The organism is Pseudomonas sp. R11F, assembly GCF_050312575.1.
Taxonomy (GTDB): Bacteria; Pseudomonadota; Gammaproteobacteria; order Pseudomonadales; family Pseudomonadaceae; genus Aquipseudomonas; species Aquipseudomonas palleroniana.
In genome coordinates this window covers 1-22,102 of the sequence record NZ_JBNPJU010000006.1, presented here as the reverse complement: position 1 = coordinate 22,102, position 22,102 = coordinate 1, and the positions used below count along the sequence as shown (strand labels likewise).

At 59.2% G+C, this 22,102-nt stretch carries 21 protein-coding genes; 17 read left to right on the top strand and 4 right to left on the bottom strand.

Annotation, left to right across the window (positions count from 1 at the left end):
• Positions 1–6 precede the first annotated feature (6 nt).
• The 8 genes from ACQRBV_RS01065 to ACQRBV_RS01030 all read left to right on the top strand — a co-directional run bounded on the left by ACQRBV_RS01065 (position 7) and on the right by ACQRBV_RS01030 (position 8,319).
• A complete protein-coding gene (locus tag ACQRBV_RS01065; RefSeq protein WP_104995872.1) occupies positions 7–1,017 on the top strand; it encodes a nucleoside-diphosphate sugar epimerase/dehydratase in 1,011 nt (336 codons plus the stop codon).
• Entirely contained in the window at positions 1,010–2,137 is a 1,128-nt protein-coding gene (gene wecB / locus ACQRBV_RS01060) for a non-hydrolyzing UDP-N-acetylglucosamine 2-epimerase (RefSeq protein ID WP_161548814.1), read from the top strand. The genes ACQRBV_RS01065 and wecB overlap by 8 nt, the downstream gene beginning before the upstream one ends.
• A gap of 14 nt (positions 2,138–2,151) precedes the next feature.
• Positions 2,152–3,111, top strand: coding sequence for a UDP-glucose 4-epimerase family protein (locus ACQRBV_RS01055; RefSeq protein WP_104995874.1), 960 nt, complete (start codon positions 2,152–2,154; stop codon positions 3,109–3,111).
• Entirely contained in the window at positions 3,108–4,136 is a 1,029-nt protein-coding gene (locus ACQRBV_RS01050; protein ID WP_411984526.1) for an MraY family glycosyltransferase, read from the top strand. The genes ACQRBV_RS01055 and ACQRBV_RS01050 overlap by 4 nt, the downstream gene beginning before the upstream one ends.
• A 94-nt stretch (positions 4,137–4,230) precedes the next feature.
• Entirely contained in the window at positions 4,231–6,225 is a 1,995-nt protein-coding gene (locus ACQRBV_RS01045) for a polysaccharide biosynthesis protein (protein ID WP_104995876.1), read from the top strand.
• A 111-nt stretch (positions 6,226–6,336) separates the two neighbouring features.
• Positions 6,337–6,669 (top strand): ComEA family DNA-binding protein, encoded by a 333-nt coding sequence (locus ACQRBV_RS01040; protein ID WP_060753225.1) that lies wholly within the window; start codon positions 6,337–6,339, stop codon positions 6,667–6,669.
• Positions 6,670–6,811: 142 nt separating this feature from the next.
• Positions 6,812–7,456 (top strand): GntR family transcriptional regulator, encoded by a 645-nt coding sequence (locus ACQRBV_RS01035; RefSeq protein ID WP_060753226.1) that lies wholly within the window; start codon positions 6,812–6,814, stop codon positions 7,454–7,456.
• A gap of 14 nt (positions 7,457–7,470) precedes the next feature.
• Entirely contained in the window at positions 7,471–8,319 is an 849-nt protein-coding gene (locus tag ACQRBV_RS01030; RefSeq protein ID WP_060753227.1) for an urea carboxylase-associated family protein, read from the top strand.
• Between the two features lie 6 nt (positions 8,320–8,325).
• On the opposite strand, the gene ACQRBV_RS01025 is transcribed toward ACQRBV_RS01030, so the two are convergent.
• Together ACQRBV_RS01025 and eat are read right to left on the bottom strand one after the other, a co-directional pair.
• Positions 8,326–8,493 (bottom strand): DUF2897 family protein, encoded by a 168-nt coding sequence (locus ACQRBV_RS01025; RefSeq protein WP_076017312.1) that lies wholly within the window; start codon positions 8,491–8,493, stop codon positions 8,326–8,328.
• Between the two features lie 109 nt (positions 8,494–8,602).
• Positions 8,603–9,967 (bottom strand): ethanolamine permease, encoded by a 1,365-nt coding sequence (eat, locus tag ACQRBV_RS01020; protein WP_060753228.1) that lies wholly within the window; start codon positions 9,965–9,967, stop codon positions 8,603–8,605.
• 400 nt (positions 9,968–10,367) lie between these two features.
• Here eat and kdpF point away from each other — a divergent pair, with 400 nt between their 5' ends.
• The 6 genes from kdpF (at position 10,368) to ACQRBV_RS00990 (ending at position 18,342) form a co-directional block, all read left to right on the top strand.
• Positions 10,368–10,457, top strand: a complete 90-nt coding sequence (gene kdpF / locus ACQRBV_RS01015; protein WP_057703805.1) for a K(+)-transporting ATPase subunit F — start codon at positions 10,368–10,370, stop codon at positions 10,455–10,457.
• Between the two features lie 9 nt (positions 10,458–10,466).
• Positions 10,467–12,161, top strand: coding sequence for a potassium-transporting ATPase subunit KdpA (kdpA, locus tag ACQRBV_RS01010; RefSeq protein ID WP_411984527.1), 1,695 nt, complete (start codon positions 10,467–10,469; stop codon positions 12,159–12,161).
• A 14-nt stretch (positions 12,162–12,175) separates the two neighbouring features.
• Positions 12,176–14,233: a potassium-transporting ATPase subunit KdpB gene (kdpB, locus tag ACQRBV_RS01005; protein WP_411984528.1), complete on the top strand. Its 2,058-nt coding sequence runs from the start codon at positions 12,176–12,178 to the stop codon at positions 14,231–14,233.
• A gap of 39 nt (positions 14,234–14,272) precedes the next feature.
• Complete coding sequence (gene kdpC / locus ACQRBV_RS01000; protein ID WP_090366052.1) at positions 14,273–14,818, top strand: potassium-transporting ATPase subunit KdpC; 546 nt, start codon at positions 14,273–14,275, stop codon at positions 14,816–14,818.
• A 145-nt stretch (positions 14,819–14,963) separates the two neighbouring features.
• Positions 14,964–17,615, top strand: a complete 2,652-nt coding sequence (locus ACQRBV_RS00995) for a sensor histidine kinase (RefSeq protein WP_205344908.1) — start codon at positions 14,964–14,966, stop codon at positions 17,613–17,615.
• Between the two features lie 37 nt (positions 17,616–17,652).
• The gene (locus tag ACQRBV_RS00990) at positions 17,653–18,342 is read left to right on the top strand and encodes a response regulator (protein WP_411984529.1); all 690 of its coding nucleotides are present in this window, start codon (positions 17,653–17,655) and stop codon (positions 18,340–18,342) included.
• A gap of 126 nt (positions 18,343–18,468) precedes the next feature.
• On the opposite strand, the gene ACQRBV_RS00985 is transcribed toward ACQRBV_RS00990, so the two are convergent.
• A complete protein-coding gene (locus ACQRBV_RS00985; protein ID WP_060753234.1) occupies positions 18,469–19,506 on the bottom strand; it encodes a patatin-like phospholipase family protein in 1,038 nt (345 codons plus the stop codon).
• A gap of 216 nt (positions 19,507–19,722) precedes the next feature.
• Here ACQRBV_RS00985 and ACQRBV_RS00980 point away from each other — a divergent pair, with 216 nt between their 5' ends.
• The 3 genes from ACQRBV_RS00980 (at position 19,723) to ACQRBV_RS00970 (ending at position 21,691) form a co-directional block, all read left to right on the top strand.
• Entirely contained in the window at positions 19,723–20,001 is a 279-nt protein-coding gene (locus ACQRBV_RS00980; RefSeq protein ID WP_017734442.1) for a hypothetical protein, read from the top strand.
• Positions 20,002–20,041: 40 nt separating this feature from the next.
• A complete protein-coding gene (locus ACQRBV_RS00975; protein WP_244383999.1) occupies positions 20,042–20,803 on the top strand; it encodes a CHAD domain-containing protein in 762 nt (253 codons plus the stop codon).
• Between the two features lie 90 nt (positions 20,804–20,893).
• On the top strand, positions 20,894–21,691 hold the full coding sequence (locus ACQRBV_RS00970; protein WP_411984530.1) for an acyl-CoA thioesterase: 798 nt from the start codon (positions 20,894–20,896) through the stop codon (positions 21,689–21,691).
• A gap of 2 nt (positions 21,692–21,693) precedes the next feature.
• Here the strand turns inward: ACQRBV_RS00970 and ACQRBV_RS00965 are convergent, their stop codons facing one another.
• Positions 21,694–22,056, bottom strand: a complete 363-nt coding sequence (locus ACQRBV_RS00965; RefSeq protein WP_090366044.1) for an Mpo1-like protein — start codon at positions 22,054–22,056, stop codon at positions 21,694–21,696.
• Positions 22,057–22,102 lie beyond the last annotated feature (46 nt).

Sequence of the window (22,102 nt, the reverse complement as noted above, 5' to 3'; positions counted from 1 at the left end):
TTTTTGATGTTTGATAATAAAGTTTTAATGATTACCGGTGGTACTGGCTCTTTCGGTAATACGGTTTTGAAGCGTTTTCTTGATACGAACGTAAAAGAAATTCGCGTATTTAGCCGTGACGAAAAAAAACAAGAAGACATGCGCATTGCGCTCGGTAATGACAAGGTAAAGTTTTATATCGGCGACGTACGTGATTACAACAGTATTTCCCAAGCTATGGTTGGGGTGAATTACATTTTCCATGCCGCCGCACTCAAGCAGGTTCCCTCGTGCGAGTTCTACCCGATGGAGGCCGTCAAAACCAACGTGCTGGGTACCGAGAACGTTCTGAACGCGGCGATTGCCAATAATGTGGAACGTGTTGTGGTCTTGAGCACCGACAAAGCGGTTTACCCAATCAACGCAATGGGCATTTCCAAGGCGATGGCGGAGAAGTTGGTAGTCGCCAAGTCCCGCATGATTCCGAAGGCCGGCCCGGTCATTTGCTCCACACGCTACGGTAACGTTATGGCGTCCCGTGGTTCTGTCATTCCATTGTTCATCAATCAGCTCAAGCAGGGCGGTGAACTGACCGTTACCGACCCTAATATGACGCGTTTCCTGATGTCCCTGGAAGACTCGGTCGATTTGGTGCTGCATGCATTCGAGCACGCTGAGCAAGGCGATATTTTCGTTCAGAAAGCCCCGGCTTCCACGGTAGAAGTTCTGGCTCAGGCATTGAAAGAACTCTTCAACCGCTTGAACTCAATTAAAGTCATCGGCACTCGCCACGGCGAGAAACTGTATGAGTCTTTGATTTCTCGTGAAGAAATGGCCAAAGCTGAAGATATGGGCCGTTACTATCGTATCCCGGCGGATAATCGCGACCTCAACTACGAGAAGTATTTCGTTGAAGGCGAAACCGAGATCTCCGAATTGGACGACTATACCTCCCACAACACCGAACGTCTCGACGTGGAAGGTGTTAAAAAGCTGTTGCTCAAGCTGGACTTCATTCAGGAGCAACTCAATGCTTAAGGTTATGACCCTGGTAGGAACTCGCCCGGAACTCATCAAGATGAGCCGAGTGATTGCAGAGTTGGATAAGCAGACTAATCATATTTTGGTCCACTCTGGTCAAAACTATGATTTTGAGCTCAATCAGGTATTTTTTGATGACCTGGAGATTCGCAAACCGGACTATTTTCTAGGCGCCGTCGGTGAGACCGCTGCCCAGACCATCGCACAGGTCATTGAGAAGTCCGATGAGCTTTTTGAGAAGGAAAAGCCGGACGCTCTGTTACTTTACGGTGATACCAACACCTGTTTGGCGGTTATCGCCGCCAAGCGTAGAAAGATTCCAGTGTTTCACATGGAAGCCGGTAATCGTTGCTTTGACCAGCGCGTGCCCGAGGAACTGAACCGCAAGGTATTGGATCACTTGAGCGATATCAACATGGTGCTGACCGAGCACGCTCGTCGGTACCTGCTTGATGAAGGCGTACGCCCGGAAACCATTATCAAGACGGGTTCCCACATGGAAGAAGTCTTGAACCATTACATGCCTAAGATCGAAGCCTCGGACGTGTTGGCGCGAGAAGGGCTGGAAACGGGGCGTTATTTCATTGTCAGCACGCACCGTGAGGAAAACGTTGATACCCCAGAGAACCTTCGCGACTTGCTGGGTTCCCTGAAGGCTTTGGCTGACCAATATCAATACCCGGTGATCGTGTCTACGCATCCACGTACGCGCAAGCGTCTCGAGGCGTTGGGTGAGTCGCTTGATCATCCATTGATTCGTTTCGTCAAGCCGTTCGGCTTGCTGGACTACATCAAGTTGCAGATGGGCGCTTACTGCATTCTTTCTGACAGCGGCACAATCACTGAAGAAGCTTCTCTTCTGAATCTGCCGGCCGTCACGATCCGTAACGCCCATGAGCGTCCGGAAGGTATGGACGAGGGTACGCTGATCATGTGTGGTTTGAAAACCGAGCGCGTTCTCAACGCTGTTCGTGTGGTGACATCACAACATGTACGCGGCGAGCGCAATATTGCGGTGGTCGATGATTACCTCGGCGGCGCCGTGTCCAAGAAAGTCGTACGAATCGTGCACAGTTATACCGATTACATTAACCGCACCGTTTGGTCGAAGTCATAAGCAAGGAGCTTTGTGTGCAGATATTTGTGACTGGAGCATCGGGATTTGTTGGTGGTCGGTTGGTTCGAGTTTTAGCCGCTCGCACTGATATTCGAGTCACTGTAGCTGTAAGAGGGGCGAATTTTACTTGCCCTGAAGCAGAGCAGGTCGTCCGGTTCGACGACCTTTCGACCGCGAGCTTTTCATCCGAACTCAATGGTATTGATACCGTGGTGCATTGCGCGGCTCGCGTACATGTCATGAACGACCAGGAAGCTGACCCGCTGGAGGCTTTTCGTCGTGCGAATGTGGAAGGTACTCTAAACCTTGCACGTCAGGCTGCTGCAGCGGGCGTAAGGCGGTTTGTGTTTCTCAGTTCGATCAAGGTCAATGGCGAAAGCACTGCACCGGGTGCACCTTTTACAGCCGACCAAGCGGGTAATCCGTCAGACCCTTACGGTGTTTCGAAGATGGAAGCTGAGCAGGGGTTGCGTCAGTTGGCCTCGACCACTGGAATGGAGGTCGTGATTATTCGCCCCGTACTGGTCTATGGGCCAGGTGTGAAAGCTAACTTTCGCAGCATGATGCGTTGGCTGCATAAAGGTGTGCCATTGCCTTTTGGCGCTATTCATAACGCCCGCAGTCTGGTTGCCTTGGACAACCTGGTCGATTTGATCATCACTTGCGTCAGTCACCCGGCTGCGGCTAATCAGACGTTCATGGTCAGTGATGGTGAAGATTTATCAACCACCACATTACTGCGCAAAATGGCATCTGCGTTGGGTAAGCCGGCGCGTCTTCTTCCTGTGCCCGCTGTACTGTTAAGCGTAGGGGCGAACATGCTGGGTAAGCGTAGTTTGTCACAGCGCTTGTGTGGTTCATTGCAGGTCGATATCGCCAAGACACGTTCCGTCTTGGGATGGATGCCTCCACTGTCGGTAAATGAGGCGTTGAAGGTCACTGCGTCGGATTTCATGGAAAATGAAAAGAAATGAGTTACTGGTGGATTGTTCCTGCTGTTGCGTTGGTCTCATTTGTGATGACCGCTGTCATCCGTCGATACGCGCTTTCGCGAAGCATCATTGATATCCCGAATGCGCGCAGCTCGCACTCGGTACCCACGCCTCGAGGCGGTGGGGTAGCGATTGTGCTTGCCTTCCTTGCTGTTATTCCGCTGCTGGCATGGCTTGGGCTGGTATCTACGGACTCGTTGGTTGCAGTAGGGGGGGCCGGAGCCCTGGTTGCAGTGCTGGGCTTCATGGACGATCACGGGCATATCGCTGCTCGTTGGCGTTTGGTTGGCCATTTTTCCGCAGCCATTTGGGCATTGTTCTGGCTCAACGGGCTCGCTCCGCTGAGCGTTTTTGGATGGACTCTGGAGCTCGGTATAGTCGGTAGCGTACTGGCTGCTGTGTATATGGTGTGGATGCTCAACCTCTATAATTTCATGGACGGAATCGATGGTATCGCCAGTGTTGAGGCAATGTGCGCATGTCTGGGAGCCTGCTTGCTTTATACGATGAGCGGACATCAGGATATGATCTGGTTGCCCTTGCTATTGGCTGCTGCGGTGGGAGCGTTTCTGCTCTGGAATTTCCCACCCGCAAAAATATTCATGGGTGATGCCGGAAGTGGGTTTTTGGGTGTCATCTTAGCCTGCTTCTCCATCCAGGCTGCGTGGACCCAATCGTCATTTTTCTGGGCCTGGTTGATATTGCTGGGGGTATTTGTGGTCGATGCAACCTTCACTTTGGTACGGCGCTTATTGCGCGGTGATAAGGTTTACGAAGCTCATCGCAGCCATGCTTACCAATTTGCTTCGCGTACATTCGGCAAACATCTGCCTGTGACTTTGGCAGTGGCGGCCATCAATGTATTCTGGCTTTTGCCCATATCCATGGGTGTTGTTTTATACGGTTTGGATGGCGCCTGGGGGCTGGTTCTCGGCTATCTACCGCTGGTTGCTCTGGCGATAAAATTTCATGCTGGCGAGCTTGAGAAGCCGAGTGTTGGCAAATAAGTAGTATCTGCAGCCAGACTGGACGTTATGACGACTCCATATTTGGCGCTGCGAGCACAAGGCATTGGAGTGTATAGAGGTGTTTGAAGAGGCTATGGATAAGTTACGGGCGTATTTGGTCGCGCTACCTAGACGAAAAAAACGACTGATTCAGATTGGTACTGATGTATTTTTGGTTTGGTTAGCCTTGTGGCTCGCGTTCGTCGTACGCCTGGGCGTTGACGAACTGGTTAATCCGGTTCGTGTGCACCTCTGGCTGTTCATTGCCGCTCCTATTGTCGGAATCCCTCTGTTCGTACGCTTCGGTATGTATCGAGCGGTGATGCGTTACTTCGGTAACGATGCACTTATCGCGATTATTAAAGCGGTCAGCCTGTCGTCACTGATTCTCGGTGTGGTCGTCTACTGGTACAGCAACCACCAGAACGTGGTTCCACGTTCCATAATTTTCAACTATTGGTGGTTGAGCCTCATTATGGTTGGTGGCCTGCGCCTGGCAATGCGTCAGTATTTTCTGGGTGACTGGTTTGCCGCGTCACAGCATGTCCCGTTCACAAGTCGTGACGATGGCCTGTCGCGTGTTGCCATCTATGGTGCTGGTGCTGCGGGGAACCAATTGGTTGCTGCTTTGCGTATGGGCAGAGTGATGCGTCCAGTCGCCTTTATCGACGATGACGTCAGTATTACTGATCGCGTTATCTCCGGGCTGCAAGTCTATAAGCCAAAGCACATCCAGCGAATGATCGACGCCACTGGCGCTCAAGAAATCCTGCTCGCAATCCCTTCATCGAACCGTGGACGCCGTCGCGAAATCCTGGGGTTCCTCGAAGGCTTTCCTCTCCACGTACGAAGCGTTCCAGGTTTCATGGACCTCGCCAGCGGCCGTGTAAAGGTGGATGACATCCAGGAAGTCGACATTGCCGACCTGTTAGGGCGTGACGCGGTGCCTGCACAAGGCGAATTGCTGGAGCGCTGCATTAAAGGAAAAAGTGTCCTTGTGACCGGCGCGGGTGGGTCGATCGGATCCGAGCTATGCCGACAAATCCTGGCTTTGCGACCGACTACATTGCTGCTGTTCGAACACAGCGAATTCAACCTCTACAGCATCCTTTCGGAACTGGAGCAGCGAATCACCCGTGAGTCGCTCCCGGTGAAGCTGTTGCCGATCCTGGGCTCTGTGCGCAATCAGTCTAAACTGCTTGATGTGATGAAAACCTGGCACGTCGATACGGTCTATCATGCCGCCGCCTACAAGCATGTGCCCATGGTTGAACACAACATCGCCGAGGGGGTGTTGAACAATGTGATCGGCACATTGAATACCGCCCAGGCTGCATTGCAGGCGGGAGTGGAGAACTTTGTTCTGATCTCGACGGACAAGGCAGTTCGTCCTACCAATGTCATGGGCAGTACCAAACGCTTGGCTGAGTTGACTTTGCAAGCCCTGAGTCGCGAATTGGCACCCGTACTGTTCGGTGACAAATCAAATGTCTCGCGGGTCAATAAAACTCGTTTCACCATGGTGCGTTTTGGCAATGTGCTGGGTTCTTCGGGCTCGGTGATTCCGCTCTTCCACAAGCAGATCAAGTCGGGTGGCCCGCTCACGGTGACCCACCCCAAGATCACCCGTTACTTCATGACTATCCCTGAGGCCGCGCAGTTGGTGATTCAGGCAGGCTCTATGGGCCTTGGTGGTGATGTATTTGTGCTGGACATGGGGGAACCGGTAAAAATCGTCGAGCTCGCGGAGAAGATGATTCACCTGTCTGGCCTGAGTGTTCGCTCAGACAAGAACCCGCACGGCGATATAGCCATCGAGTTTTCCGGCTTGCGGCCTGGTGAAAAACTTTACGAAGAGTTGCTGATCGGTGACAACGTGGTCGCCACCCAGCACCCGATGATCATGAGCGCCAACGAAGACCATCTCGCTTGGGACGTACTCAAAGGGAAGCTGAGCGAGCTGCTTGCCGCCGTGGATGAGGACGATTACACCCGAGTCCGCCAATTACTGCGCGACACCGTCAGCGGCTACTCTCCCGACGGCGAAATTGTCGACTGGATCTACCAGCAGCGTCGCCTCGAGCCCTGAGCTAACACCCTGTTACTCACTCACTTTTGACTCTCTCCTAACATCACCTAAGTTAGAAAAGCAGCTTCGGAAAAGCTGCTTTTCTCTTACCGATGTCATGGAGCGTCACCAATGCAAAACGCGTACATCTCTTCCCTTATCTTCGCCTTCCTCACCAGCTTCTCAGTCGCTACCATCGCGGCTCCATCCGCCAAGCCGGAAGCTCCGGCCGCCGTTGCGGCGCAGAAGGTCCAGGTCGAGCAATCCGCCAAGGTCAACCTTAACGCCGCTGACGCCGAAACCCTGCGTCGCGATCTGTTTGGTATCGGAGCGGCCAAAGCCAAGGCGATCATCGCCTATCGTGAAAGCAACGGCCCCTTCACGGCGGTAGATGAGTTGTTGGAAGTGAAGGGCATCGGCAAGGCGTTGCTGGAGAAAAATCGCGACAGGCTGATCATCAATTGAATATGTGAAAAATCGCCCAGGAGGCCGGTCATTGACCGGCCTTTTCTGCATCTGAAACCTTATCGGCAGGATGTCCCAACAACCTTGGCATGAAAAGTGATTACCTCTGTTCCCGGCATTGTTCAACAATCCTGAGGTAACGATGACTCTCAATTTGTCCCTGGCTGACCAGATCGCCCTCGAATTACGTGCCGATATCATCGGCGGGCGTTTGCTGCCAGGTATGGCGCTGGTCGAAGGTGACCTGGTCAAGGGATACAACGCTTCGCGCAATACCATCCGCGAAGCGCTGCATCGTCTAGGGCAGGAAGGGCTTACGCGCTATATACGCAACAAAGGTGTGATGGTCCGGCGCTTGGAAAGGGAGGAGGTGCGCGACCTGTTCGTCGTACGCCGCACTCTGGAGCTGCAGGCTATTGCCCAGAGCGGCGCGCTGACGACTGATCAGGCCGCACACATGCAAAACGCGATTGAGGCAACCAGTCTTGCCCGTGAGCGTGAGGATTGGCGAGCAGTGGCCACTCACAGCCTGCTGTTCCATCAGCAGATTGTCAGGCTGATGCGCAGCCCGTTGTTCGATGAGTTTTTCGCCCAAGTGATTGCCCAACTGCGGTTGGTGTTCTGTGCCGCCCCTGATGAGCAGCGTTTCCAGTCGCCCTGGCTGGAGCGCGACCGTGAGATTTACCAGTTACTGATCCAGGAAGATAAACCGGCGGCAGGGGAGGCGATGAGCCTGTACCTGGACGATTCCGAACGCCTTTCCCTTGCCTTGTTTGATCACCCTTGAAGGAGGGTTGCCCCATGTACAAAGACTACCCAGCTGCTTACCAAGTCAGCAAAGGCTCTGCGCTGCAAGTCGATACGGCGTTCTATGAGCGTATTCGTGACCGGGCCGGCCAGCGTACGCTGATCGAACAGTTCGAGGTGCCAATTCGGACGGGGAGGGCGTGGAAGGTGCCGGCCGGGCATGTGTTCCGTGTCACTACGCCGGTGGGGCCGCAGGTGGGGGACTTCAACGTGTGGAACGCCAATGACCCGCGCGAACGTCTGTGGGCGGCGCGTACGAGGCAATTGCAGGGCGCCCATGTCAGCACCCACGACCGGTTATGGTCCAACCTGCCATTTTTAAGACCTCTGGTAACGATCACCGATGACAGTCTGGCCGGCTATGGCATCGACGAACATGGCGGTCGTTTGCATGATCTGCTGGGCACGCGCTGCGATCCGTATGTGAACCGCATGCTGACAGGCGAGGACTTCCATCATCATTGCCACTCCAACCTCACGCGTGCGGTATTACCCCACGGCCTGACGGAATTCGATGTGCATGACGTGCTGAATATCTTCCAGTGCACCGGGCTCAATCATGACGATATGTACTTCATGAAAGCCTGCCCGGCGCAGAAGGGCGACTACCTGGAGTTCTTCGCCGAGATCGATCTGCTATGCGCATTGTCGACTTGCCCTGGCGGAGATCTCTCGCTGCCGATGTGGGGGCCGGACGCGCAGGACCCGTTGACGGTGTGCCGTCCGCTGGGGGTCGAAATCTACCGATTGGAGGATGAGTTATTGGACGGCTGGACTCAGCCTGAGCGTGCTGCCTACAGGGGGCAGCACGGTTTGCACATTGCCAAGGCGGCCTGGGAGTAAACCGGCTTAGCGATCCTGCGCATCCTTGGCGTCCGCCTGGGCGTTGCGTTCGGCCACGCGTTTACGTTGTTCTTCGGTGAGTTCCACCTTGTTGGCGCTGTCACGCAGCATCAGCAGCCCACCGACGATCGACCCGATCGCTACCACTAAAATCAACCACGCATACCACGGCATAAGGCTCTCCTTGAGGCGGACTATCGTGGGAGAATTTTCCCACAGTAGTACCGCTTTGAGTCACGGGCATTCTGAGTAGTTCAGTGTAGGCCCGTTCCGCCTCAATATCTCAGAGCCCGGTCAACATCGCATCCGCCGGTGCGTCGGCGCGGTCCTGTGCGGTCATCTGGAAGTACACGAACCCCACCAGCATGAAACCCAGGAAGATCAAGCCGATCAGCGCATTGAACCAGGCCATGGCCACCAGGCACACCACGGCCAGCACCAGCGCAATGCCCGGCACGATGGGATAGCCCGGCGCGCGGAACGTACGTTCCAGCAGTGGCTCGGTCTTGCGCAGCTTGAACAGGCTGAGCATGCTCATGATGTACATCACGATGGCACCGAACACCGCCATGGTGATCATGGCCGCTGTCAGTGTCATGCCGCCCAGGTTGATCAGGCCATCGCTGTAGATGGCGGCGATGCCGACCACGCCACCGGCGATGATCGCCCGGTGCGGTGTCTGAAAACGCGACAGTTTGGCCAGGAAGGACGGCAGGTAGCCCGCACGCGCCAGGGCAAAGAACTGACGCGAGTAGCCGAGGATGATGCCGTGGAAACTGGCCACCAGCCCGAACAGGCCAATCCAGACCAGCATGTGCAGCCAGCCCGAACCGTTACCGACCACGGCCTTCATGGCTTGGGGCAGCGGGTCGTTGATGTTCGACAGCGCACGCCAGTCGCCCACGCCGCCGGCAAAGAACATCACGCCCATGGCCAGGATCACCAGCGTCAGGATGCCGCTGATATAGGCTTTCGGGATGGTGCGTTTCGGATCTTTCGCCTCTTCGGCCGCCATGGCGGCACCTTCAATAGCCAGGAAGAACCAGATGGCGAAGGGGATCGCCGCGAACATCCCGGCGATCGCCGGCGCGCCGAAGGTGTCCGCACCGGCCCAGCCATTGAGGGCAAAGTTGCTGAAGCTGAATGCCGGCGCGACCACGCCCATGAAGACCAGCAATTCGGCGACCGCGAGTACACACACCACCAGTTCGAACGTGGCTGCGAGCTTCACCCCGAGAATGTTGAGGCCCATGAACACGATGTAGGCACCGACGGCTGCGTGTTTCGGGTCCAGTGCGGGGAACTGCACATTCAGGTAAGCACCGATGGCCAAGGCGATGGCGGGGGGCGCAAACACAAACTCGATCAAGGTCGCGAGGCCGGCGATCAAGCCGCCTTTTTCACCAAAGGCGCGGCGGCTGTAGGCAAACGGCCCGCCAGCATGGGGGATGGCAGTCGTCAGCTCGGTGAAGCTGAAGATAAAGCAGGTGTACATCGCCGCGACCATCAGCGACGTCACCAGAAACCCCAGCGTGCCTGCCACGCCCCAGCCGTAGCTCCAGCCAAAATACTCGCCGGATATCACCAGGCCGACCGCGATGCCCCACAGGTGCAAGGTGCCCAAAGTGGGTTTGAGTTGTGTGTTCATTATGGGGTGCTCCCTGAACTGGTTGGAATGATTCAAGGTGTTGCAGCGGCCATGCCAGCCCACGCAACCGTGTCGTAAAGACACGCGACTGTCGTCGGGGGAACGGTTTGGCGTTTGAAAGTCGCTGGAGTTGCACCAGCAAAGTGCGGCAGAGACTCGACTGGCGCTTTCGCGAGCAAGCCCGCTCCCACACTTCACCGAGGTTCATCAGAAAATACGCGGTCAAGTGTGGGAGCGGGCTTACTCGCGAAGAGGCCCTCCCAGCCCCTGTAAACCTCCTGTAAAGCCACTCTTTACGCCGTCTTTACGCCCCGCCCACGCCCTCGGTCTCGTTCCTTTACGCCGCTCCTGCGGACAATTGCCTCACACGCGGCAATCGCCGCAAAACGGAGAGACTTCCATGAGCGTTCTGGACGCGGTGTCACTGCTATTGGCCGTGGCGCTGTTCATTTATCTGCTGGTTGCGCTGTTACGCGCGGATCGGAACTAGGAGCGGGCTATGCACAGTTATGACTATTGGCTGATCATCGCCTTTTTTGCCGTGGTGCTGGTGCCGGCGCCGTTCCTGGGGCGGTTCTACTACAAGGTGATGGAAGGCCAGCGCACGTGGTTGAGCCCGGTTCTGACGCCGGTGGAAAAAGCCTGCTATCGCCTGTCGGGCGTCGACGAGCACCAGGAGCAAAGCTGGCAGAAGTACACGCTGGCGCTGATCGCGTTCAACCTGGCCGGTTTTGTGTTGCTGTTCGCGATCCTGCTGTTCCAGGACTACCTCCCACTGAACCCGCAGAAATTGCCGGGGCAGGAGTGGACGCTAGCCTTCAATACCGCGGTCAGTTTCATGACCAATACCAACTGGCAGAACTACAGCGGCGAAGCGTCCCTGAGCTACCTCAGCCAGATGGTCGGCCTGACCGTGCAGAACTTCGTCAGCGCCGCCACCGGCCTGGCCGTCCTGGTCGCGCTCTGCCGCGGTATCGGTCGCAAGTCCACCAAGACCTTGGGTAACTTCTGGGTCGATATGACCCGCGCCACCCTCTATGGCCTGTTGCCCTTGTGCCTGGTGCTTGCGCTGTTCCTGGTATGGCAGGGCGTACCGCAGACTTTCGCGCATTACGTGGACGCCGTGACCCTGCAGGGCGTGGATCAAGTGATTCCGCTGGGCCCTGCGGCCAGCCAGATTGCGATTAAACAACTGGGCACCAACGGCGGCGGTTTCTTCGGCGTCAACTCCGCCCACCCCTTCGAAGATCCGACTGCGTGGGCCAACCTGTTTGAATTGGCCGCGATCATCCTGATCCCCGTGGCACTGGTGTTCACCTTCGGTCACTACGTCAAGGACCTGCGCCAGAGCCGCGCGATCCTGGGCTGCATGCTGGCCCTGTTCCTGATTGGTGGCGCGACTTCGCTGTGGGCCGAATACCAGCCCAACCCGACCCTGACCAACCCGGCGGTTGAGCAAACCGCACCACTGGAAGGTAAAGAAGCGCGCTTCGGCACCACCGGCACCGTGCTGTGGTCGGTGACTACCACGGCGGCGTCCAACGGTTCGGTCAACGGCATGCAAGACAGCCTCAATCCCCTGAGCGGGATGGTGGCGCTGGTCAACATGATGGTCGGCGAAGTGATCTTCGGCGGCGTCGGCGCGGGCATGTACGGCATGTTGCTCAACGTGTTGATCGCGGTCTTCCTCGCCGGCCTGATGATCGGTCGTACTCCCGAATACCTGGGCAAGAAGCTGCAGGCCAAGGAAGTGCAATTGCTCGTCGTGACCCTGCTGGTCATGCCGGTGGGTGTGCTGGTACTCGGCGCTATCGCCGCCAGCCTGCCCGGCCCGGCCGGTGCCATCAGTAACCCAGGGCCGCACGGCTTCAGCCAGTTGCTGTATGCCTATACCTCGGCCAGCGCCAACAACGGCTCGGCCTTCGGCGGTTTCAGTGGCAACACCGCGTTCCATAACCTGATGTTGGGCCTGGGCATGTTGATCGGCCGCTTCGGCTACATCCTTCCGGTACTGGCCCTGGCCGGTAGCCTGGCGATGAAGAAGACCGCGCCGATCGGCCAGAACAGCTTCCCCACCCACGGCCCGCTGTTCGTGACGTTGTTGACCGTGACCATCTTGCTGGTGGGCGGCCTGACTTTCCTGCCGACACTGGCGTTGGGCCCCATCGCCGAACACTTGAGCATGGGCTTCTGATAAGGGATATGACAATGAATATGCCTGCAAAAAATGCGGCTTCCGTAGCCACCCAGGAACCCGCCAAAACCGCCATCTCCGCCCTGTGGCGCCCGGCGCTGGGCCAGGCTTTCGTCAAGCTGGACCCACGGCAGCTGCAACGCTCGCCGGTCATGCTGGTGGTTGAACTGACCGCTATCCTGACGACCGTGTTGTGCTTCGTGCCCGACACCGCCGTGCCGACCTTTGTCGCTGTGCAAATCGCGGTGTGGCTATGGTTCACCGTGTTGTTCGCCAACTTCGCCGAAGCCTTGGCCGAAGGTCGCGGCAAGGCCCGCGCCGACAGCCTAAAGGCCGGCAGTGAAGGCCTGAGCGCACGGCGTAAAGAGGCCGATGGCAGTTTCAAGGTGGTGCCGGCCACCAGCCTGCGCAAAGGTGACGTGGTCCGCGTTGCCGCCGGGGAAATGATCCCCGGTGACGGCGAGGTCATCGAAGGGATTGCGGCGGTCAACGAAGCGGCGATCACGGGCGAATCCGCGCCGGTGATCCGCGAGTCCGGCGGCGACCGTTCGGCCGTCACCGGCAACACCCGGCTGGTGTCGGACTGGTTGCTGATCCGCATCAGCGCCAACCCCGGTGAGTCGACCCTGGATCGTATGATCGCCCTCGTGGAAGGCGCCAAACGTCAGAAAACCCCCAACGAAGTCGCGTTGGACATTTTGCTGATCGGCCTGACCCTGATCTTCCTGTTGGTGGTGGTGACCCTGCAGCCGTTCGCTCACTTCGCCAATGGCAGCTTGCCGCTGGTGTTCCTGGTCGCACTGCTGGTGACGTTGATTCCTACCACCATTGGTGGGCTGTTGTCGGCCATCGGTATCGCCGGCATGGACCGCCTGGTGCGCCTCAACGTGATTGCCAAGTCCGGGCGTGCCGTGGAAGCGGCGGGGGATGTACACGTATTGCTGCTGGATAAGACCGGCACCATCACGTTCGGCAACCGTCGCTGCGCGGCCGTGCTCGCAGCGCCTGGCGTCAGCGGTCGGGACCTGGCCGAAGGTGCCTTGCTGGCGTCGCTGGCGGACGACACGGCCGAAGGCAAGTCCATTGTCGAATACCTGCGCGCCCTGTACCCCCAGGCCGAGCCGACCCTGGATCAACTGACCGCCGTGCCGTTCAGTGCCGAAACCCGTTTATCGGGTGTCGACTACCAGGGCCGTGTGTACCGCAAAGGTGCCGTGGATTCGCTGCTGGCATTCATTGGCCAACAACGTCGTGATCTGCAACCGGCACTGTCCCGCGAAATCGACAAGATCGCCCAGAGCGGCGGCACACCGCTGCTGGTGTGCGCCGATGGCAAATTGCTGGGTGCGATCCATCTCAAGGACGTGGTCAAGCCTGGCATCCGCGAGCGTTTCGCCGAGTTGCGCAAACTGGGCATCCGCACGGTGATGGTCACCGGCGACAACCCGCTGACCGCCGCCGCGATTGCCGCCGAGGCGGGTGTGGACGACGTGCTGGCCGAAGCCACGCCGGAGAAGAAACTTGCCCGCATTCGCCACGAACAGAACGACGGCCGGTTGGTGGCAATGTGCGGTGACGGCGCCAACGATGCCCCGGCACTGGCCCAGGCCGACGTCGGCATGGCGATGAATGATGGCACCCAGGCCGCTCGGGAAGCCGCCAACATGGTCGACCTCGACAGCGACCCGACCAAGCTGCTGGACGTGGTACAGATCGGCAAGGAATTACTGGTCACCCGTGGTGCGTTGACCACCTTTTCCATCGCCAACGACGTGGCCAAGTATTTCGCGATCCTGCCGGCGCTGTTTGCCGCGATCTACCCGCAGTTGGGCGTGCTCAACGTCATGCACTTGCAGAGCCCGCAAAGCGCGATTCTCTCGGCCATCGTGTTCAACGCGCTGATCATTGTGGTGCTGATTCCGCTGGCGCTGCGCGGCGTGCGCGTGCAGGCGGCGAGTGCGGCGGCGCTGTTGCGGCGCAACCTGCTGATCTATGGGCTGGGCGGGATTCTGGTGCCGTTCGTGGGTATCAAGGCGATCGACATGCTGTTGACCGCACTGCACTTGGTGTAACCCACCCCACTGGTTTGTCGATTTATTGAGGATGTGAAGATGACTAACATGATCCGCCCGGCCCTGAGCCTGCTGGTCCTCATGACCCTGATCACCGGCGTGGCTTACCCCTTGGTTGTCACCGGTGTCGCCCAGGTGGCGTTTCCCGACCAGGCCAATGGCAGCCTGGTGCGCGATGATAGCGGCAAGGTGCGCGGCTCCAGCCTGATCGCACAGGACTTTACCGGTGACAGCTGGTTCCATCCGCGCCCGTCGGCCGGTGCCTTTGCGACGGTGTCCAGCAGCGCCAGCAACCTTGGCCCAAGCAATCCGGCGCTGGCGACTCGCATTTTTGATGACGCGAATAAACAGTGGGTGCCCAGCCAGGGCCCGGTCCCTCTGGCATCGCTGACTACCTCCGGCAGCGGTCTTGATCCACACTTGCCACCGCAGGCAATTGCCTATCAACTGGCGCGGGTGGCGGCCGCGCGGAATGTGCCGGTCTCGACCTTGCAGCGGTTGTTGGATGAACATATCGAAAGCCCGTTGGTGGGGCCGCCGGTGGTTAATGTATTGGCACTGAACATGGCCCTGGAAAAACTCTGATCCCGTGTGGGAGGGGGCTTGCTCCCGATAGCGGTGTCTCAGCTACAGATAGTGCAACTGACCCACCGCTATCGGGAGCAAACCCCCTCCCACCGTTGATCTTCATCGAGCCAGATTAGATAAATACCTGAAGGACACTGCCCGCATGAGCGACTCCGGCCGCGCCGATGCCTTGTTAGCCGAACTGCCCCGGGACGGCCGTGGCCGGCTCAAAGTTTTCCTCGGTGCCGCGCCGGGTGTGGGCAAGACCTACGCCATGCTCCAGGCCGCGCACACCCAGCTGCGCCAGGGCGTGCGGTTGATCGCCGGGGTGGTCGAAACCCACGGTCGCGCCGAAACCGAAGCCCTGCTCAGTGGCCTGCCGCAGCAACCCTTGGTACGCAGCGAATACCGCGGCGTGATGCTCGAAGAAATGGACCTCGACGGCCTGCTGACCGCCAAACCCAAGCTGGTGCTGGTGGACGAACTGGCCCACAGCAACGCCCCCGGCAGCCGTCACGAAAAACGCTGGCAGGACATCCAGGAGCTGCTCGCCGCCGGCATCAACGTGTTCACCACGGTCAACGTCCAGCACCTGGAAAGCCTCAATGACCAGGTCCGTGGCATCACGGGCGTGCAAGTGCGTGAAACCCTGCCGGACTGGGTGCTGCAAGAGGCTGACGAATTACTCTTGATCGACCTGCCATCGCGCGAGCTGCTGGAGCGTTTGCGCGACGGCAAAGTCTACGTGCCGGAACAGGCGCGCGCGGCGATCGACGCGTTTTTTACCCAGACCAACCTGATGGCTTTGCGCGAGCTGGCGATGCAAACCGCCGCCGCGCACGTCGATGATGACTTGGCTCAAGGCTATCGTCAGCTCGGCCAGGCGGCACCGACGGTACGCGGACGTTTGTTGGTGGGAGTCGATGGCGATGCCCAGGCCGAACGTCTGGTACGGCACGCCAGCCGCGTGGCCCAGCGCCGGCATTTACCCTGGAGCCTGGTGCATGTCGACAACGGTCGTGCGCGCGATGAGCAATCGCGCCTGCACCTGCAGAATGCCCAGCAACTGGCTGAACGGCTCGGGGGGGAGGTCGTCCTGCTGCGGGCGGGGGAAGTGGCGAAAACCCTGATCCAGCATGCCGCCGAACGTCGTGCCAGCCTGTTGCTGGTGGGGCAGTCGCGGATGCGTTGGCGCCGCCGCTTGTTTGGAGGTGGCCTGGCGGCGCGCTTGCTGCGCAATGCGCGGGGCCTGGAAATCAACGTGCTCGACAGCGACGACATGCCCGCACCGCCGCGCCTGCCGGATGTGCGCGGGCTGGTCTGGTTCGACTACGGCCTGGCGGTGCTGGCGACCATCGTCGCGGCGGCGTTGGCCTGGGCGGTGGCCAGTGTGTTGCCGCTGCCGAATATCTCCCTGGTGTTTCTCGCGGCCGTCTTGCTGGTGGCGGTACGCAGCAGCCTGGGACCGGCCCTGGTGTGCGCCGCGTTGTCGTTCCTGACCTACGACTTCCTGTTTATCCCACCGAATTTCTCGTTTGCCATCCAGCGTGAAGAAGACGTGCTGACCCTGCTGTTCTTCTTGTTGATGGCGGCCTTGACCGGCAACCTTGCTGCGCGCCAACGCCGGCAATTGCAGGCCCTGCGCGATACCCAGGAAGAAACCAGTGAACTGCTCGACCTGTCGCGCAAACTCACTGCCGCCACCGATCGCCAGGCGGTGATCAGCGCGGCGGCGCATCATCTGGAAGGCTGGAGTGACCTCGACCTGTGCCTGGTCAACCGTGACGGCCAGGGCGGTTGGAAGGTCGAGACCGGCAGCCCGCTGACCCTGACCGAAGCCGAACGCGCCGCCGCCGATTGGGCCTGGCAACACGATCAACCGGCCGGCATGGGCACGGGCACCTTGCCATTCGGGCGCTGGTGGTGGTGGCCGTTATCGGGTGAGGAGGGGCCTTTGGGGTTGCTCGGTGTCAGCCCCAAGCCCGGTCTGGAGTTGAGCGGCCAACGCCGTCGCTTGCTCACTGCGTTGAGCCAGCCGCTGGCGCAGGCGTTGGCGCGGGCTCAGTTGGGCCAGGAACTCGAATCGGCTCGGCTGCATGGCGAAACCGAACAGTTGCGCAGCGCGTTGCTGGCGTCGGTGTCCCACGATTTGCGCACGCCGTTGACCTCCATGCGCGGCAGCATCGACAGTCTGTTGGCTCTCGGCGAGGCGATCCCTCTGGAAGATCGCCGCGAGTTGCTTGAGGGCACCCGCGATGAAGCCGAGCGCCTCGACCGTTACATCCAGAACCTGCTGGATATGACGCGCCTGGGGCATGGTGCATTGAAGCTGGCGCGCGATTGGGTGTCACCCGGCGATATCGTCGGCAGTGCTCTCGCTCGTTTGCGCGCCGTGCTGGCGCCGTTGCGCGTAAGCACCGATGTGCCGGCTGAATTGCCGCTGTTGTATGTCCATGCTGCGTTGATCGAACAAGCCTTGGTCAATGTGCTGGAAAACGCCGCACGTTTTTCGCCGCCCCAGGGCCGCTTGCAGCTGTCTGCCGGCGTGGCGGACGAGCAGCTGTTTTTCGCGGTGGCCGATGAAGGCCCGGGGATTCCCGAGGATGAGCGGGCGAAGATTTTCGATATGTTCTACACCGCTGCCCGTGGCGACCGGGGCGGGCAGGGCACGGGCCTGGGCCTGGCAATCTGCCAGGGCATGGTTGGCGCGCACGGTGGGCATATCAGCGTGGCCGATGGCATCGACGGGCGGGGCACTTGCATCACTTTGTTCCTGCCTTTACCGACACAACCTGGCTTGGAACACGGGGCCTGAGCTACCCTCTTTTCTCCACGGATTTTGATTGGACACCATGAGCCAGACCGCGACGATTCTAGTCATTGATGACGAACCGCAGATCCGCAAATTCCTGCGCATCAGCCTGGCCTCCCAAGGCTATAAGGTGATCGAAGCCGGCACCGGCAATGAAGGCCTGGCCCAAGCGGCGTTGAGCAAACCGGACTTGCTGGTCCTTGACCTTGGCCTGCCCGACATGGACGGCCAGCAAGTGCTGCGCGAGTTTCGCGAGTGGTCGACCGTGCCGGTGCTGGTGCTGTCGGTGCGGGCCAGCGAAGGTCAGAAGGTCGAGGCCCTCGACGGCGGCGCCAATGACTACGTGACCAAGCCGTTCGGGATCCAGGAGTTTCTCGCCCGCGTGCGTGCATTGCTGCGCCAGGCGCCGGTGGGTGAGGCCCAGGAGGCCGCCTTGAATTTCGGCCCCCTGACGGTGGACCTGGCCTATCGCCGCGTGCTGTTGGACGGTGCCGAAGTGGCGCTTACCCGCAAGGAATATGCGGTACTGGCGCAGCTGGTCCGGCATCCGGGACGGGTGATCACCCAGCAACAACTGCTCAAGGACATCTGGGGGCCAACCCATACCGAGGACAGCCACTACCTGCGCATCGTCGTGGGCCATCTGCGGCAGAAGCTGGCGGACGACCCCACTCAGCCAAGGTTTATCGTGACCGAGGCGGGCGTGGGGTATCGGTTGTTGAATGCCTAGATTGCGGGTGCCTGTTCCGACGCCATCGGGAGCAAGCCCCCACATTTGAGCACATTCCAAAAGTAGAGCTCGGTCCCCTGTGGGAGGGGGCTTGCTCCCGATGAGGCCATCAGCTACAGCTCAACTTCAGTGCTGCTCACTCTCATACCGATCCAGCGTATCACTGGCAATCTCCCGCCCCAGCGCGATCAACTCCGGCGCTTTGTAGAACTCGAAAAACCGGCACACCCGTTTCGGCACGTTGATCAGCACGTCGGGCGGGTAACCGGCAATCTTGTACTGCGCCAATGACGTCTGCATCACCTCGAAACTCTGGTTGATCAGGTCCAGCAGTGACGCCGGGCCGACGTTGTCGATGATGAACGACCCGGTTGCGGACTTCGGTGCGCCTTCTTTTTCCGGCGCTGCGGCGGGCTGCTGTGCTTCGGGTTCGGCCGACTCCAGCCATGGGTTGATCTCTGCCGCTTCGGCCTGCAATGCCTCCTGCTCCAGCTTCAGTAACTGTTCAGCCTGTTTACGTCGAAACGGCAGGTGTGAGCCCAGGGATCTTGCCAGATTATTGAAGCGGCTCTTGAACGCAGGCGGGCGCTGGATCACCGGCAACTGGTAGTGTTTTTGATTGGTGGCATTGAGGTTGACCGCGATGATCAAGTCGCAATGGCTCGACACCACCGGCACGATCGGCAAAGGGTTGAGCAGGCCGCCGTCGACCAGCATGCGGTTGCCCTGCATCACGGGGGTAAACAGGCTGGGGATCGCCGCGGAGGCGCGCATGGCTTGGTGCAGGCAGCCTTCCTGGAACCAGATTTCCTGTTGGTTGGTCAGGTCGGTGGCGACGGCGGTGTAGGGAATGCGCAGCTCTTCGATATTGAGTTCGCCAACGATCTTGCGGATCTGCCCGAACACTTTCTCGCCACGAATCGCGCCCAGGCGAAAGCTCACATCCACCAGGCGCAGTACGTCGAGGTAGTCGAGGCTTTCGATCCAGTTTCGATACTCGTCCAGCTTGCCGGCGGCGTAGATCCCACCCACCACCGCGCCCATGGAACAGCCGGCGATACAGGCGATGTCATAGCCACGCCGTTCGATTTCTTCGATCACGCCGATATGGGCGTACCCTCGGGCTCCGCCGGAACCCAGTACCAAGGCCACACGTTTCTTCATGAGCTGATCCTTCGCAAAACAGTTGACCACAATGCGCTCATCCGAGGGGCGGCTCAATCTTCGTCGATGTGCGGAATATTTTTGCTGCTTGGCCAGGGCGCTCGGGTATGCTCTGGCGATCGTCAGTTATGCTTTTGGGCGGCCAGACAAGGCACTTTTCCTTGTAGGCAACGTCTACAGCCTACGACTGTTTCTGTTTATTTTGAGGTGTCATCGATGAAAGCCTGGATGTGTGTGCCTGTGATCGTGTTGGCCCTGGCCGGTTGCGCCGGGAAAACGGCTTACCGTGATAGCTGTGGCACGCAATTGGATGCCGCCTGGCATGAGCTGGACCTGGCCAAGGCTGAAGGCTTTGCCGGGACCGTCAGTTACTCCAAGGCCCTGTCTTTGTTGACTGGCGCCAAGACCCAGCAGCAATTCGAAGCCTTTGAGGGGTGCGCCAACAAGGCCGAGAAAGCACGCTTCTATATTCGTGAGTCGCGTGCCGGCCGATAAGCCGTAGCGACAGAGCATTTCATCGTCAGCGGAGGAAGGGATGTCAGCTTTGGTCGATCAGTTAGTCGCTCAGGTCATTGGCCTGGAAGTAGGGTTACTGAGCTGCCAGGCTCGCCTCGCTGCCGTCACCGACGATGAAGCCCTGCATGATCTGCGCACCACCGTGCGGCGTCTGCGTAGCCTGTTGCGGCCCCTGCGCGGCTTGCCGGGGGTGGAGCAACTTGAATTGGCCGCCAGTGCGGTGGGTCAATTGACCACGCCCCTGCGCGACCGAGAAGTACTGGCCGCCTACCTGCACCAGCAGGGTTATCATGAGGCGGCTGCGCGGCGTTTGCGCTTGCAGCCCGAGGCTTATCGGCAGGTTGCGCAATGCCCCGAAGTGGCCCATCTGCTGTTGATCCTCGATGCTTTCCCAAGGTTTATTCGTGCGTCCGAGCACCAGAAGTTGCTCAAGGGCTTGCGCCCGCGCATCGAAAAGCGTCTCGCCAAGCAATGGCAAAAGCTCGGTGACGCCTTGAAGGACCCCGATCATGACCGTCACCGTCTACGGTTGCTGATCAAGCGCGTGCGCTACGCGGCCGAGGCGTATCCCAACCTGGACAAACTCCCCGCCAAAGCGATGTCCCGTCTCAAGCGTGCCCAAAGCGCGTTGGGCGATTGGCACGACTGCTGGCAGTGGCTGGCCCAGGCCGAACACCAAGCGGATTTGCAACCCTGCGTTGCGGTGTGGCATCGCACCATGGCCCAGGCAGAAGGGCACGCGGATCGGGTGCTGGATAAACTCAGCGCCGATTGTTTCTGAACCGGTCCGGTTTTTGGCCGGTATGGGCGCTGTGCAGTCACCCCACGCTGGTTAAGATCACCCCATCCGTGTTCTTGATGTGAGGTCCCGATGCGCTTTAGTGATTTGCTCGATGCCGCCCGTAGCAACCCGCTGGATGTGACCATTCCGGCCGAATGGGGCCAGGGCCGGGCTACGTTTGGTGGGTTGGTCGCCGCCTTGCAATATGAAGCCCTGCGCGCGCAGGTACCGGCGGACCGCCCGTTACGCTCACTGGCGATCACCTTCGTCGGCCCGGTTGAGCCGGAGGTAGCCGCCAGTTACCACGTGGAAGTATTGCGCGAAGGCAAAGCCGTCAGCCAGTTGCTCGGCCGTGTGGTGCAGAACGGCGAAGTCGCGACCGTGGTCCAGGCCAGCTTTGGCGCCGCGCGTGAGTCGCAGATCAACGTCGCAAGCGAACCTGCACCGGCGTTCAAACACTGGGATGAATGCCAGGAGTTGCCGTACATCAAAGGCGTCACCCCTGAGTTCATGCGGCACCTGGCCATGCGATGGAGCGTCGGCGGGCTGCCGTTCACCGGCAATAAATCACGTGATATGGGCGGTTGGGTGCGCCTGCGCGGAGATGTGAAGGAAGAGGCGTTGACCGAGGCGCATATCCTCGCTCTGGTGGACGCTTGGCCACCGGCCTTGCTGCCGCACCTGAGCAAACCCGCGCCGGGCAGCACCCTGACCTGGACCATCGAATTTATCCAGCCGTTGCAGCACCTGACCACCCTCGACTGGTGCCAGTACTACGTCAATATCGAACACGCCCGCGACGGCTACGGGCATGCTGCTGCCGCACTCTGGAGCCCGAGCGGCGAGTTGATCGCCATCAGCCGCCAGAGCGTCGTGGTCTTCGCCTGACCTCAATGCCGGTGGCGCTGTCGCCAGGCACGCCACCAGCCACCGCTCAATACAAAACGCGGAAACGTCACGAACTGTTCGACCACCAGCCGTTGCACCGCATCTTTACGATCACTGAAGGGCTCGCTGGCCTGGGTTTCCAGGCTATGGCCATGGCGCTGCAACGCCAGGCCGGCCAGGATGCCGATGATGCCTACGGCAACACTGGCCAGGCTCAGGCTGAACACCCCGGATACGATCAACAGAAACCCGATGATAAACAGCGGCACGGCAATCAGGTGCAGCGCCAGGTTGGTCGGGTGTTGATGGTTCTGTGGGTAGTTACGCCATTGCCAGGCGGGGAGATTGGGGTGACGTTTGCCCATGATGGTGAATCCTCTGTCCGTTGAAACAACATGCAGAGGAGTTTAG

Coding starts and splice junctions, on each gene's coding strand:
- kdpC (WP_090366052.1), top strand. CDS start 14,273: ATGACTAACATGATCCGCCCGGCCCTGAGCCTGCTGGTCCTCATGACC.
- kdpA (WP_411984527.1), top strand. CDS start 10,467: ATGCACAGTTATGACTATTGGCTGATCATCGCCTTTTTTGCCGTGGTG.
- ACQRBV_RS01040 (WP_060753225.1), top strand. CDS start 6,337: ATGCAAAACGCGTACATCTCTTCCCTTATCTTCGCCTTCCTCACCAGC.
- ACQRBV_RS00970 (WP_411984530.1), top strand. CDS start 20,894: ATGCGCTTTAGTGATTTGCTCGATGCCGCCCGTAGCAACCCGCTGGAT.
- ACQRBV_RS01045 (WP_104995876.1), top strand. CDS start 4,231: ATGGATAAGTTACGGGCGTATTTGGTCGCGCTACCTAGACGAAAAAAA.
- ACQRBV_RS00965 (WP_090366044.1), bottom strand. CDS start 22,056: ATGGGCAAACGTCACCCCAATCTCCCCGCCTGGCAATGGCGTAACTAC.
- ACQRBV_RS00975 (WP_244383999.1), top strand. CDS start 20,042: ATGTCAGCTTTGGTCGATCAGTTAGTCGCTCAGGTCATTGGCCTGGAA.
- kdpB (WP_411984528.1), top strand. CDS start 12,176: ATGAATATGCCTGCAAAAAATGCGGCTTCCGTAGCCACCCAGGAACCC.
- ACQRBV_RS00985 (WP_060753234.1), bottom strand. CDS start 19,506: ATGAAGAAACGTGTGGCCTTGGTACTGGGTTCCGGCGGAGCCCGAGGG.
- wecB (WP_161548814.1), top strand. CDS start 1,010: ATGCTTAAGGTTATGACCCTGGTAGGAACTCGCCCGGAACTCATCAAG.
- ACQRBV_RS00980 (WP_017734442.1), top strand. CDS start 19,723: ATGAAAGCCTGGATGTGTGTGCCTGTGATCGTGTTGGCCCTGGCCGGT.
- ACQRBV_RS00990 (WP_411984529.1), top strand. CDS start 17,653: ATGAGCCAGACCGCGACGATTCTAGTCATTGATGACGAACCGCAGATC.
- ACQRBV_RS01065 (WP_104995872.1), top strand. CDS start 7: ATGTTTGATAATAAAGTTTTAATGATTACCGGTGGTACTGGCTCTTTC.
- ACQRBV_RS01030 (WP_060753227.1), top strand. CDS start 7,471: ATGTACAAAGACTACCCAGCTGCTTACCAAGTCAGCAAAGGCTCTGCG.
- kdpF (WP_057703805.1), top strand. CDS start 10,368: ATGAGCGTTCTGGACGCGGTGTCACTGCTATTGGCCGTGGCGCTGTTC.
- ACQRBV_RS00995 (WP_205344908.1), top strand. CDS start 14,964: ATGAGCGACTCCGGCCGCGCCGATGCCTTGTTAGCCGAACTGCCCCGG.
- eat (WP_060753228.1), bottom strand. CDS start 9,967: ATGAACACACAACTCAAACCCACTTTGGGCACCTTGCACCTGTGGGGC.
- ACQRBV_RS01050 (WP_411984526.1), top strand. CDS start 3,108: ATGAGTTACTGGTGGATTGTTCCTGCTGTTGCGTTGGTCTCATTTGTG.
- ACQRBV_RS01035 (WP_060753226.1), top strand. CDS start 6,812: ATGACTCTCAATTTGTCCCTGGCTGACCAGATCGCCCTCGAATTACGT.
- ACQRBV_RS01025 (WP_076017312.1), bottom strand. CDS start 8,493: ATGCCGTGGTATGCGTGGTTGATTTTAGTGGTAGCGATCGGGTCGATC.